At 72.1% G+C, this 12,194-nt stretch carries 11 protein-coding genes; 5 read left to right on the top strand and 6 right to left on the bottom strand.

Annotation, left to right across the window (positions count from 1 at the left end; translation table 11 throughout):
- Positions 1 to 18: 18 nt before the first annotated feature.
- The 3 genes from ACZ63J_RS17170 to ACZ63J_RS17160 form a co-directional block, all read right to left on the bottom strand.
- Positions 19 to 555: a CGNR zinc finger domain-containing protein gene (locus ACZ63J_RS17170; RefSeq protein ID WP_465405037.1), complete on the bottom strand. Its 537-nt coding sequence runs from the start codon at positions 553 to 555 to the stop codon at positions 19 to 21.
- Between the two features lie 360 nt (positions 556 to 915).
- Positions 916 to 1,212: a hypothetical protein gene (locus ACZ63J_RS17165; RefSeq protein WP_465404904.1), complete on the bottom strand. Its 297-nt coding sequence runs from the start codon at positions 1,210 to 1,212 to the stop codon at positions 916 to 918.
- A 460-nt stretch (positions 1,213 to 1,672) separates the two neighbouring features.
- Entirely contained in the window at positions 1,673 to 2,041 is a 369-nt protein-coding gene (locus ACZ63J_RS17160) for an Rv2175c family DNA-binding protein (RefSeq protein WP_465307927.1), read from the bottom strand.
- 103 nt (positions 2,042 to 2,144) lie between these two features.
- Between ACZ63J_RS17160 and pknB the strand changes: the two genes are divergently transcribed.
- The 5 genes from pknB (at position 2,145) to ACZ63J_RS17135 (ending at position 8,246) form a co-directional block, all read left to right on the top strand.
- Positions 2,145 to 4,151: a Stk1 family PASTA domain-containing Ser/Thr kinase gene (gene pknB / locus ACZ63J_RS17155; protein WP_465404905.1), complete on the top strand. Its 2,007-nt coding sequence runs from the start codon at positions 2,145 to 2,147 to the stop codon at positions 4,149 to 4,151.
- Positions 4,148 to 4,357: a hypothetical protein gene (locus ACZ63J_RS17150; RefSeq protein ID WP_465307931.1), complete on the top strand. Its 210-nt coding sequence runs from the start codon at positions 4,148 to 4,150 to the stop codon at positions 4,355 to 4,357. The genes pknB and ACZ63J_RS17150 overlap by 4 nt, the downstream gene beginning before the upstream one ends.
- Positions 4,358 to 4,407: 50 nt before the next feature.
- Positions 4,408 to 5,901, top strand: a complete 1,494-nt coding sequence (locus ACZ63J_RS17145) for an SPFH domain-containing protein (protein ID WP_465342270.1) — start codon at positions 4,408 to 4,410, stop codon at positions 5,899 to 5,901.
- Between the two features lie 136 nt (positions 5,902 to 6,037).
- Positions 6,038 to 6,742: a hypothetical protein gene (locus ACZ63J_RS17140; protein ID WP_465404907.1), complete on the top strand. Its 705-nt coding sequence runs from the start codon at positions 6,038 to 6,040 to the stop codon at positions 6,740 to 6,742.
- Between the two features lie 253 nt (positions 6,743 to 6,995).
- Positions 6,996 to 8,246, top strand: coding sequence for a wax ester/triacylglycerol synthase family O-acyltransferase (locus tag ACZ63J_RS17135; RefSeq protein ID WP_465404909.1), 1,251 nt, complete (start codon positions 6,996 to 6,998; stop codon positions 8,244 to 8,246).
- A gap of 12 nt (positions 8,247 to 8,258) precedes the next feature.
- Here ACZ63J_RS17135 and ACZ63J_RS17130 read toward each other — a convergent pair whose 3' ends face one another.
- The 3 genes from ACZ63J_RS17130 to ACZ63J_RS17120 form a co-directional block, all read right to left on the bottom strand.
- Positions 8,259 to 9,680 carry a class II 3-deoxy-7-phosphoheptulonate synthase gene (locus tag ACZ63J_RS17130; protein WP_465404910.1) on the bottom strand — a complete coding sequence of 474 codons (1,422 nt, stop codon included), beginning with the start codon at positions 9,678 to 9,680 and terminating at the stop codon, positions 8,259 to 8,261.
- A 20-nt stretch (positions 9,681 to 9,700) separates the two neighbouring features.
- Complete coding sequence (locus ACZ63J_RS17125; protein WP_465404912.1) at positions 9,701 to 11,092, bottom strand: alpha/beta hydrolase; 1,392 nt, start codon at positions 11,090 to 11,092, stop codon at positions 9,701 to 9,703.
- An 81-nt stretch (positions 11,093 to 11,173) separates the two neighbouring features.
- Positions 11,174 to 12,061, bottom strand: coding sequence for a trypsin-like serine peptidase (locus ACZ63J_RS17120; RefSeq protein ID WP_465404914.1), 888 nt, complete (start codon positions 12,059 to 12,061; stop codon positions 11,174 to 11,176).
- Between the last annotated feature and the right edge of the window lie 133 nt (positions 12,062 to 12,194).

Here is a 12,194-nt window from a genome sequence, read left to right as displayed (position 1 = left end):
AATACAGGGCGAAAGACCCTACTCGAGCGACTCCCCGGTCCGGGCCCGATGCGCCGCAACACGCTCCCGCGTAGCGCACCGCGACGAGCAGAACCGCCGCGTACTCCCCCCGCCCGTATGCGCGAACGGCTTCCCGCACGACGCCGACGCGCACAACCCGCCCGGGACGTCCTGGCGCTCCGCCAGCAGCGATGCCAACCCCAGCGCCGAGGACGTCACCAGCCACGCTCCCCACGGTCCGTCGTCCGCCGCGTCCGCGTGCAGGTGCCAGCCGTAGCCCTCTTCGTGGTCCGTCAGCCGCGGCGGGCTCGCGTACGCCGCGAACAACCGGTTCAACACCGAAGCCGCCGAAGCCGCGTCGCGCGCCGCGAACACCTCGCGCAGCTCGAGCGCCGCCGAACGCAGTTCCGCGACTTCAGACAGAGACAACCGGACCGACGGTTCCCCGTGCGCACGTAGGACACGAGCCACCGAAGCCGGGTCGGGGTCCGGAACCAGCAGGACCTCCAGCAGGTCGACGGCGCGCTGCACGGAATCTCGGTGCGGAAAGGCCATACCCCACTGTAACGTCTTGCTCATGATAAGGCGTTACCTGCTCGGGGCCACCCTCGCCCGGACCGGGGACGAGCTGTCCGGGCCCGCGCTGCTCCTGCTGGGCCTGACCGCCGGTCCGCACGCCGGGTCGGCGCTGCTCGCCGGGCTGACCGCGGCCGCCGCCGTGGGTGGGCCCGTCTTCGGCGCCTTCCTCGACCGCAGTGCCGCGCCGGGACGGCTGCTGGCCGCCGCCCTTGCCGGGTACGCGGGTGGGATCGCCCTGGTCGCCGCCACCTTCGGGCACCTTCCGCTCGTCGCGGTGGTCGCCGTGGCCGTGGTCACCGGGCTGCTCAACCCCGCCGTCGCGGGCGGGTGGACCGCTCAGCTGCCCGGGGTCGCCGGCGCCGGGATCCAGAAGGCCAGCCGGCTCGACGCGCTGACCTTCACCGCCGCCGCCCTCGCCGGGCCGGGGCTCGCCGGGCTTCTCGGTGACGCCGGACTCGAGGTCGCCGTCGTCCTGGTCGCCGTGGCCGTCCCGGTGGCGTGGAAGCTCCCGAAAAGCAAGCCCGCGGCGAGGACACACCTCAAGGACGGCTTCACGGTTCTGGTCACCAACACGCCGCTGCGGCGGGCGACCCTCGCGTCGACGCTCTCCTGCACCGGTATCGGGATGGTCACCGTCTGTTACCCCTTGCTGGGCGCGGCGCACCTGCGCGGCCCGGCCGACGGCGCGCTGCTGCTGACCGTGCTAGCGACGGCGTCCCTGCTGGCCAACGCGGTTTTCGCCAAGCACCCGCTGCCGTGGGCGCCGGATCGCACGGTCTGGCTGAGCACGCTGGTCCTCGCGGCGAGCTTCGGCCTGGCGGCGCTCGCCCACGACGTCGTCGCGCTGGTCGCCGCGGCCGCGCTTGCCGGGCTCGCCGAAGGACCGCAGCTCACGGCGTTGTTCGCGATCCGGCACCGTGAGGCGCCCGCGCACGTGCGCGCCCAGGTGTTCACGACGGCCGCGAGTGTGAAGATCACCGGGCTGGCGGCCGGGGCAGCTCTCGCCGGGCCGCTGGCGACCTGGTCGCTCCCGGCGTGCCTCAGCGCCGCGGCGGCCATCCAATTAGGCGCCGCGGCGGTGTATCTCCGCCGGTCAGAAGGCCATCGCCTGCGCGCGCCGCTTCACCTCGGTGCCGTGGCTGGTGCGCAGCGCGTTGACCGGGGTGCTGCCCGGCAGGGTGTCGTCGGCGGTGAAGAGCCAGCGGAGCATCTCGGTCCGGGAGAACCCGGAGTCGGCGAGCACCGTGATCGTGCCGGCGAGCCCCTTGACGACGCCGTCCTTCACGAAGAAGGCCCCGGGCACGCAGAGTTCACCACCGCGCTTCAGCGCGATCAGCTGCCCGTCGCGCAGCATCTGCCGGACCTTGTTGGTCGACGTCCCGAGGGCCGTCGCCACCTCCGGCAACGGGAGGACTGCGACAGCGGCGTCGAGGATGTCTTCGGCGACAGGAATCCCACTCACAGGTGACACTGTGCCACATTCCGTCCCCTCACCCGCTAGTGCGCACGGGTGACCCGCGAGGTCTCCTCCACGACGCGTGTGCGGTTCCGTACGATCCTTACTCGTGACACGCACCCATCCCAGCCTGGCCGGCACGCTCCTCGAGCGGCGCTACCGGGTGGACCGGCTGCTCGCGCACGGTGGCATGTCGTCGGTCTACCAGGGGACGGACACCCGGTTGGACCGCCCGGTCGCGATCAAGATCATGGATCCGCGCTTCGCCGACGACCGGTCCTTCGTGGACCGGTTCGTGCGGGAGGCGCAGTCCGCCGCCCAGCTGCACCACCCGAACGTGGTGGCGGTGCACGACCAGGGCGAAGAGGGCGGCCTCGCCTTCCTGGTGATGGAGCTCGTCGACGGCGGCACGCTGCGCGACCTGCTGGACGAGCAGGGCCCGCTGGACGTCGCGCTCGCGCTGAGCGTCGCCGAGCCCGTGCTGTCGGCGCTGGCCGCCGCGCACCGGGCCGGGCTGGTGCACCGCGACGTCAAGCCCGAGAACGTGCTGATCGGCCGGGCCGGGCCGCACAGCGGCGGCGGCGTGGTCAAGGTCGCCGACTTCGGCCTGGTGCGGGCCGTGGCCAGCGCCGGGACGACCTCCTCGAGCGTCATCCTCGGCACGGTCGCCTACCTCTCCCCCGAGCAGGTCACCACCGGCGCGGCCGACGCGCGCGGCGACGTCTACTCGGCCGGGATCCTGCTCTACGAAATGCTCACCGGCCGCGCGCCCTACACCGGCGACACGGCGATCTCGGTGGCCTACCGGCACGTCAACGACGATGTCCCGCGCCCGAGCGAGCTGCGCCCGGACCTGCCGCCGGCGCTGGACGACCTGATCACCCGCGCGACCCGGCGCGACGCCGCCCTGCGGCCCGCCGACGCCGGGGAGTTCCTGACCGAGCTGACCGCGGTGCGCGCCCAGCTGGGCCTGCTGCCGGTGACCGTGCCGATCCCGGTGACGCACGGCCGCGGGGACGACGTCGCCGACACCGAGCAGACGACGCGGATCCCGGCGGTCCGCCCGGACGTCGACCGGACCATGCCGGTGCACCGCCCGAACGCGACGCGGGCGCTGAGCCACCCGGCCACCCCGGCCCCGGGGATCACCCAGCAGGTGCCGCCGGTGCGGCCGCCGCGCCGCCGAAGCGAGCCCGAACCGGAGAAGCCGAAGGACAACCGGAAGCGGATCGCGGTGATCGCCGCCGCGGTGCTGCTGTTCGGCGGGCTGATCACGGCGTTCGTCTTCATGCTCACCGACACCGGCGGCGACAAGACCTCGACGGTGCCGAAGCTGGTCGGGCTGAACCAGGCCGCGGCCGGTGACGCGCTGCGGGCGGCGAAGCTGACCCCGCAGTTCAGCCAGGAGTTCGACAACTCCGTGCCGTCGAACACGGTGCTGCGCGCCGAGCCGGCCGAGGGCACCACGCTGCAGCCGAACTCGACGGTGTCGGTCGTGCTGTCGAAGGGCCGCCCGGCGGTGCCGGACATCCGGCCGGGCACCGCGCTGCCCGACGCCGAGCAGGCGATCAAGACCGCGCAGCTGACGCCGGTCCGCGGGACGGACGACTTCGACGCCGACGTCCCGCAGGGCGCGGTGATCCGCACCGAGCCGGCCGCGGGCAGCCAGCTGAACATCGGCGGCCAGGTCACGATCATCGTGTCGAAGGGCCCGATCCCGCTGCCGCCGGTCCCGGACGTCACCGGGCGGAGCAAGGACGAGGCGTTCCAGCTGCTGCAGCAGGCCGGCTTCGAGCCGTTCCAGGCGGGTGAGGAGTTCAAGCAGGAGGTCCCGGGCGGCGCCGTCACCCGGACCGACCCGCCGGCCAACTCCCAGGCCAAGGAGAAGCGGATCGGCGTCTTCGTGAACAACGCCGTCCAGGTGCCGGACGTCCGGTTCCGCTCGTTCGACGACGCCCAGAAGATCCTCGAGCAGGCCGGGCTGAAGGCCGACCGCGACGGCGGCCGCGGGCGCGGCAACGGCGGCGGGTTCGACTTCGTCTTCCAGCAGGACCCGCAGCCGGGCACGTTCGTGCAGAAGGGCAGCAAGGTCAAGCTGAAGGGCTTCGGGGGATGATCGGCAGCCGTGGCCGCGTGACCGGCACGATCGGCCCGGGCCTCATCGGCGAGGTGCTCCTGAACGTCCGGGGCGGCACGGAGGCGTTCTACGCCTACCCGGTCGACCCGGACGCCACCTTCACCTCCGGCACGCAGGTGCTCGTCGTCGACTTCGAGCCCCCTCGCACGGTTTATGTCGAACGGTGGCAACCACTGAGCCGCTAGCGGCGTCGAAGGGCTACCAACAACAGAAGAGCGAGGGGTGTGGGAGGCCAATGAACATCCTGCTGATCGTCGGCATCGCCGTCGTGGCCGTGATCGTGATCTTCGGACTGCTCCGGATCCTGTACAAGGTGGCGGAGCCGAACGAGGCGCTGATCGTGTCCGGCTGGGGGATCCGGGTCGAGCGCAGCGAGACCGCGGACAGCCTGGGCTTCAAGATCATCACCGGTCGCGGCGTGAACGTCATCCCGGGGTTCCAGACCGCCCGGCGGCTGTCGCTGGACACCCGGGGCGTCAACCTGCAGGTCTCGTGCGTGACCCGGCAGGGGCTGCCGGTCACCGTGCGGGCCGTGGTGATCTACAAGGTCGGCGACGACTTCTCGTCGATCGCCAACGCCGCCCGCCGGTTCCTGGACCAGCAGAAGGGCATGAACGACACGATCCACGAGCTGTTCTCCGGGCACCTGCGCTCGATCGTGGGCGGGCTGACCATCGAGGAGATGATCCACAACCGGGACGCGCTCACCGGCGAGGTGCGCCAGTCCTCGGCCACGGAGATGATCAAGCTCGGCCTGATCGTGGACTCCCTGCAGATCCAGGAGATCGACGACGAGTCCGGCTACATCCTCAACCTCGGCAAGCCGCACGCCGCCGCGATCGCCGCGTCGGCCCGCATCGCCGAGGCGCAGCGCGACCAGGAAGCCGCCGAGGTCGAGCAGATGTCCGCGGCGAAGAAGGCGGCCGCGGTCCGCGAGAGCCAGATCCAGCAGGCCGGCTACCAGGCCGAGGTCGACCAGGCGCGGGCGAAGATGTCCCAGTCGGGTCCGCTGGCCGAGGCGACCGCGCGCCAGGAGGTCGTCGTCCAGGAGACGCGGGCGGCCGAGCTGGAGGCGGCGCTCGCGGAGCAGCGGCTGCAGTCGCAGGTCCGCAAGCCGGCCGACGCGAAGGCGTACGACACGCGTACGACGGCCGACGCGGCCCGTGACGCTTCCATCGCGAAGGCCCAGGCCGAGGCGAAGGAGACGGAGCTGCGGGCGGCGGCGGACGCGACCCGCGTCAAGACCGCGGCCGAGGCCGAAGCGCAGGCGACGAAGGCCCGTGCGGAGGCGGCGGCCGGGGCGACCCGGGCGACCGGTGAGGCGGAGGCGGCCGCGGCCAAGGCACGCGGTCTCGCCGACGCGGAAGCCGCGAAGGCGAAGGGTCTCGCCGAAGCGGAGTCGGCCCGGGCGAAGGGCCTGGCCGAGGCGGACGCCATCAAGGCGCGCGCCGCGGCGCTGGCCGAGAACCAGGAGGCGGTCGTCGCCCAGCAGCTCGCCGAGCGCTGGCCGGAGATCGTCGAGGCGGGCGCGAGCGCGTTCGGCAACATCGACCACATGGTCGTGCTCAACGGCGCCGACGGCATGTCCGACATGTTCGCCAAGGCGCTGTCGCTCGGCGGAACCGGTCTCGGCCTGGCCCGCCAGCTGATGGACTCCATGGGGAAGCCGACCGAGAAGGAGCTCGACGAGTCCGCCCGGCGCAACGGGGAACTCAAGTTGAGCGAGTAGTTCGTCACGCTGCGTACGGCCTCTGTGTCCCGGATCACGGGAGGCAGGGGCCGTACGCCCGTTCGGGGGCGGAAATTCCCGGGCGGTTGTCCTACCGTGGGCGCATGGTGCCGGACAGCTCGTCGCGGACCGCCCGATGACCTTCTTCAACGGCGGTCCTCGTGAGCGTCCCCTGTTCCCCGTCCCGGAGCAGGAGCTGTACGCGTTCAGCGGCCGGCACTGGACCGACGCCCCGCGCGAGCACATCGTCCCGGCCGTGCTGCCGTGGGCGCAGCCGCTGGGCCGGTCCGAGCGCACGGTCGTCGCGCTGCGGGCGGTCGAGGTGTGGCCGGAGGCGGTCACCCTGCGCATCACGGTGTACTCCCGCGACAGCCTGGTCGACGACCCCGGTGAGGGTTTGATCGACCACCGCCGGGTACCCGACTACAACGGCCTGCTGATCGGCGTGCTCTACGCCGACGGGAGCCGGGCCAGCTCGGAGACCGTCTCCGTGCCCTCGGCGAGTGAGCCGGACGGGCCGGTGCTGCGGGCGCAGGCCGTCGGCGGGACGCGGTTCGCGGTCGAGCACGAGGTGTTCCTCTGGCCGCTGCCGTCGGCGGGGCCGCTCAAGCTGGTCGTCCAGTGGCACGACCGGGGCATCGAAGAGACGCGGACGACGCTGGACGGCGGCGCGATCCGCGCCGCGGCGAAGGACGCCGCGGAGATCTGGCCGGGACTGGGCAAGCGGCAGGCGAACGGCCTGCCGGTACGCCGGGTCGGCAAGCAGGTCACGCTCACCCCCGAATGGGGGACCGCGGCGGTGGTGCGGGCGGAGCAGCCCGATCCCGCCCCCGGTGAGTGAAAACTCCTGATCTGTGACCCCGGGCACCGCGGCCCGGGGTATCTCGAATGGATGAATGGGGTGGGTAGTTAGCGTCGTGGAAACACTTCGACCACCCGTTCGTCATGTCGGGCTGGTGCAGTGGAATCTCCTCCCCCCGACGCACGTGGCCGTGCACACCCGCGAACCCGGATGGGAAAGGTCGCTTATGGCAGGCTCGCCGCTCAGCGCACTCGATGTCGCTTTCCTTTGCCTGGAAAGCGAAACCACCCCCATGCACATGGGCGCGGTGGTCACCTTCACCCCGCGTGGCCCGGTGGATCCCGCTGTGCTGACCGAGTTGCTCGCCGACCGGGCCGCCCAGCTGCCGAAGCTGCGCCAGCGGGCGCGCGCGGAGCTGTTCCCGCCGGGCTCGGCCAGCTGGGCCGACGACCCGGAGTTCGTTGCCGCGCACCACATCCACCACGCGCCGCTCAGTTCGCTGTACGAACCGGACCCGCTGGCGGCGTTCGCGTCGCGGTGGATCGCCGAGCCGCTCGACACCGGCCGTCCGCTGTGGGACCTCACGCTGGCCACCGGGCTGCCCGACGGCCGGTTCGCGCTGCTGCTGAAGCTGCACCACGCGCTCACCGACGGCGCCGGGGCGTACGCGGTGGCGGCCGGGCTGCTCGACGGCGTCAAGCTGCCGGAGCGGATCGCGGCGCCGTCGCGGTCGATCCCCGCGCCGCGCTCCACTTTGGACACGGTGAAGGACGCGCTGGGCACGGCGTGGGGGCAGGCGAACGAGACGGCCGGGATCGCGTCGTCGCTGGTGCGCGCCGCGCGGCCGCCGCTGTCGCCGGTGTCGGCGCCGCCGTCGGCCGAACGGCGGCTGGGGTTCGTCCGGCTGCCGCTGGCGGAGCTGCGCGAGGTGCGCCGGACCCACGGCGGCACGACGAACGACGTCGTGCTGGCGGTGCTTTCCGGCGCGCTGCGCGAGTGGCTGGTGAACCGCGGCCACCGCGCCGACGGCCGCACGCTGCGCGCGCTGATCCCGGTGAGCGTGCGCGGCCGCGCGGGTGACCAGCTCGGTGGCAACAAGCTCTCGGGCTACCTCTGCGACCTGCCGGTCGGCGAGGACGACCCGGTCGAGCGGCTGCGCGTGGTCCGCCGCGCGATGACCCGCAACAAGGCGGCGGGCCCGAGCCGCGGCGCCGGGGCGCTCCCGCTGCTGGCCGGCCGTGTGCCGCCGTTGCTGCACCGCCTGGGCACCCGCCGGGCGGGCCAGGCCGCGCCGATGCTGTTCGACCTGGTGATCACGACGGTCCCGGTCCCCCCGGCCCGCCTTTCCCTGGACGGCGCCCGGCTGGCCGAGATCTACCCGTTCGTCCCGCTGGCCCCGCGCCACGCGGTCGGCATCGCGGTGGCCACCTACCGCGACGCCGTCCACATCGGACTGCAGGTCAACGGCGAGGCGGTCCCGGACGTCGGGTCGCTGCGGGACGCGGTGCTGAAGTCCGCGTCCCGCCTGCTCGACGCCTCCTGACGCCGAGCGCTGTCAGCCGCGGAGCATCTCCGCGACCAGGAAAGCCAGCTCCAGCGACTGCTGGGTGTTCAGCCGCGGGTCGCACGCCGTCTCGTAGCGGCCGGAGAGGTCGATGTCCGAGATCTCCTGGGCGCCGCCCAGGCACTCCGTGACGTCTTCGCCGGTCAGCTCCACGTGGATGCCGCCCGGGTAGGTGCCCAGCTTGTTGTGCACCTCGAAGAAGCCCTGGACCTCGTCGACGATGCGGTCGAAGTGGCGGGTCTTGTACCCGGTGGACGACTCGTGCGTGTTGCCGTGCATCGGGTCGCACTGCCAGATGACCTTGTGCCCGGACGCCTCGACCTTCTCGACGATCGCCGGCAGCACCTCGCGGACGTTGCCGTTGCCCATCCGCGCGATCAGCGTCAGGCGGCCCGGCTCGTTGCGCGGGTCGAGGCGCTGGACGTACTCGAGCGCCTGCTCCGGCGTGGTCGTCGGGCCGATCTTCAGGCCGATCGGGTTCGACAGGAGCTCGGCGAACGCGATGTGCGCGCCGTCCAGCTGGCGGGTGCGCTCGCCGACCCAGAGGAAGTGCGACGACAGGTTGTACAGCTTCGGGTTGGCCGCGTCCGCCTTGTCGAGTCGCAGCATCGAACGCTCGTAGTCGAGCAGCAGCGCCTCGTGGCTGGCGAAGATCTCGGTCGACTGCAGCGACGTGTCGGTGACGCCGCAGGCCGACATGAACCGCAGGCCGCGGTCGATCTCGTTGGCCAGCGCCTCGAAGCGCTGCGCCGCCGGCGACGCCGACACGAAGTCCTTGTTCCAGTCGTGCACCTGGTGCAGGTCGGCCATGCCGGCGCCGGTGAGGGCGCGGACCAGGTTCATCGCCGCGCCCGCGTTCGCGTAGGCGCGGATCATCCGGCCGGGGTCGGGCACGCGCAGCTCGGGCTTGGCGACCAGCGAGTTGATGATGTCGCCGCGGTAGACCGGCAGGCCCAGCGCGTCGGTGGCCGCCGAGCGCGGCTTGGCGTACTGGCCGGCGATGCGCCCGACCTTGACGACCGGCAGGCTCGCGCCGTAGGTCAGCACGACCGCCATCTGCAGCAGGGTGCGCAGGTTGGAGCGGATGTGCGGCTCGGTGTTGGACTCGAACGTCTCCGCGCAGTCGCCACCCTGCAGGAGGAAGGCCTCGCCGTTGGCGACCATCGCCAGCCGGTCCTTGAGCCGGTCGATCTCCGCGGGCACGGTGATCGGCGGCACGCTCTCCAGGACACCGCGGACCCGGCGGGTCGCGTCCGGATCGGGCCACTCCGGCTGCTGCGCGGCGGGGAGGGCCAGTGCTTTGTCGAGCCGTTCCCGCAGTTCGGGCGGGAGCGGCGGCAGTTCGGGCAGTGTGTCGACGGGGACGTCCACAGTCCAGTTCACGACACCCAGGATAAGGTTCCCGCCGCGCATCGCTCCCCCCGGTCGGCCCATCACCTCCCCGGCGGGCAGGAGCCGTCGCTCGCCGGAAACACCCCGTCACGCAGATAGCGCAGCACCACGGTGTTGCCGCAGGCGTTGTCCCGCGTGAAGACACCGTGCCCGCCGGCGTCGACGGTCACCATTCGCGCCCGGTTCCCGAAAGCCGCTCGCGTTTCGCGTGCTCCCGACAGCGGGGTCGCCGGGTCACGCCGGTTCTGCACGAGCAGCACGTCCGCCGGGCCGGGGCCGCCCACCCGCACCGGCGGCTCGGTGCGTTCGACCGGCCAGAACGCGCACGGGTTCACGTTCGCCGCGGCCGGGCCGAACATCGGGTGCCGCACCCGTTCGCGCTCGACGGCGCGCTGGTAGTAACCGACCTGCTCCGGCCAGTCGGAGTCGTTGCAGATCACCTGCAGCTGCAGTGCCGCGCGGGTGTCGCCGTCGAGCGGCCCCGCCGCGGCCCGCGCCGGGCCGGCCCATTCCGCGGCCAGCGCGGGGAAGAACGCGTCGTCGTAGAGCCCGTTCCAGGTGTCCGAGCGGAACTCCGGGCTCCGCGCGGCGGCCAGCTCGGCGAACTTCGCCGTCACCGCTTCCGGGGTCCGGCCGAGGTGGTAGACGTCGTCACGCGCGGCGGCCCAGGCCGCGAAGTCCGGGAACCGGTCGGCGAAGCCTTCGGCGAAACGCTGGTTCGCGACGACGTCGAGGCCTCGCGGCCCGAGGACGCTGTCGAGCACGATCCGGTCGCTGCGGGCGGGGAACATCGACGTGTAGGCGGCGCCGAGGTAACTGCCGTACGAGACGCCGTAGTAGGAGATCTTCTTCTCCCCCAGCGCTTCCCGGATCCGGTCCATGTCCCGGGCGGTGTTCGCGGTGGTCATGTGCGGCAGCAGGTCCGCCGTCGCCGCTTCGCCGCACTTCTGCGCCACCACACGCGCCTTCGCCGCGGTGGTGACGACGTCACGCGGGCCGTCCGCGTACGGGCCGAGCACCGCGCCTCGCTGCTCGGGAGTCATGTCACAGGTCACCGGCGCGCTGTAGCCGGTGCCGCGCGGGTCGAAGCCGATGACGTCGTAGGCGTCGGGCAGGCCGGTGCCGCCCATTCTCGCCAGCAGCTGCGCGGGCATGGCGAGCGCGGGGCTGCCCGGGCCGCCGGGGTTCATCAGCAGCACGCCGCGCCGCTTGCCGGGGACGGCAGTGTGCCGGGAGAGAGTCAGCTCGATGGTGCGTTCGGGATGGGCGTAGTCGAGCGGCACACGCAGGGTCGCGCATTCGAGTCCGGCGGTGGGTGACGGCGACATGCCGTAGTCCGGGCAGGGGGTCGTCCAGGTGAGCCGTGGCGCCGCGGCCGCCGGCGGCGCGGCGAGCAGGGGCAGGAAAACCAGGAGGGCCGGCAGTCTTCGCATGCTCCGAGCCTGGCCCGGCAAGCCCGCGCGGACGTCAGCCCAAGGGCCGGACTCCGTTGTCCTCCCCTGGGCTGACGCGCCTCACGCGGCTTGCGCGCGGTTGTAGAGGTTCTGCGCGTCGGCGCCGAAATACGGCCCGAACATGTAGCCGGGCAGGAAGACGTAACCGAAGCTGTTCACCGAGGCCTGGACGCCGGTGCCGGTCGCCTCGCTGAACGACAGGAACCACGGGCCGCCACTCGAGCCGCCCGTCATGGTGCAGCGCATGCCGTGGTCCTTCGTGAGCAGGAAGTCGGTGAAGGTGGTGCCGCTGCAGTAGTCCAGCTTGGTGCCGTCGTAGGGCGCCTCGGCCGGGTAGCCGAAGGTGTACATGCTCTGGTTCTTCGGCTGGTTGAAGGCGATGCCCTGCGCGCCGACGACGTCGGTGAGCCGCTGCCCGTTCAGCGGGTTCACCACGGCCATCCCGACGTCGTAGTTCATATCCTCACTGGCTTCCCACTGCGGTGTGGTCAGCGTGGACTTGGCCGCCCACTGGCCGTAGGGCGCGTTGCCGTTGTCGTACCCCGGGACGAAGGTCCACTGCGTGTGCCAGGTGCCCTGGTACTTCACGCAGTGCCCGGCGGTGACGACCACGCTGCCGTTGGTGCTGGTGACGGCGTCCCCGGAGCAGGACGCGTTCTGGCCGTTGAAGACGAAGAACACGCGCCCGGCGGTGTGGGTGACCTGGCCGCCGCCGGTCCAGACGCCCCCGCCGTTGGGGATGCTGCGGATGATCGCGCTCTGCCCGCGTTCGACGTCCTTCGGGGTGAAGGCGGGCGCTTGGACGAGGGTGTCCATCGGGACGGCCGACCGCATGGCCTCGGGCGTCCAGAAGGGTTTCGGAGCGGCCTGGGCGGGCACGCCGACCAGGGCGAACGCTAGGGAGAGGACTGCGGTCACGACCGCTGTCCGGAGAGCCGTGTGCTTCAAGACGCCCACCTTCCGCCGAGGTGAATTACCGCGAAACCGGCACGGTTACTCGAAAGTAGTTGTCCGTGTACGCAGAGCGCAGCCACCGTTCGGCGTAATGGGTCGAAACGGTCGAAAGCCCCCTCACCAGCGG

This window comes from Amycolatopsis sp. NPDC104863, assembly GCF_055582965.1.
Note: the sequence above shows the minus strand (reverse complement) of the source record. Positions and strands in the feature narration are given on the sequence as shown.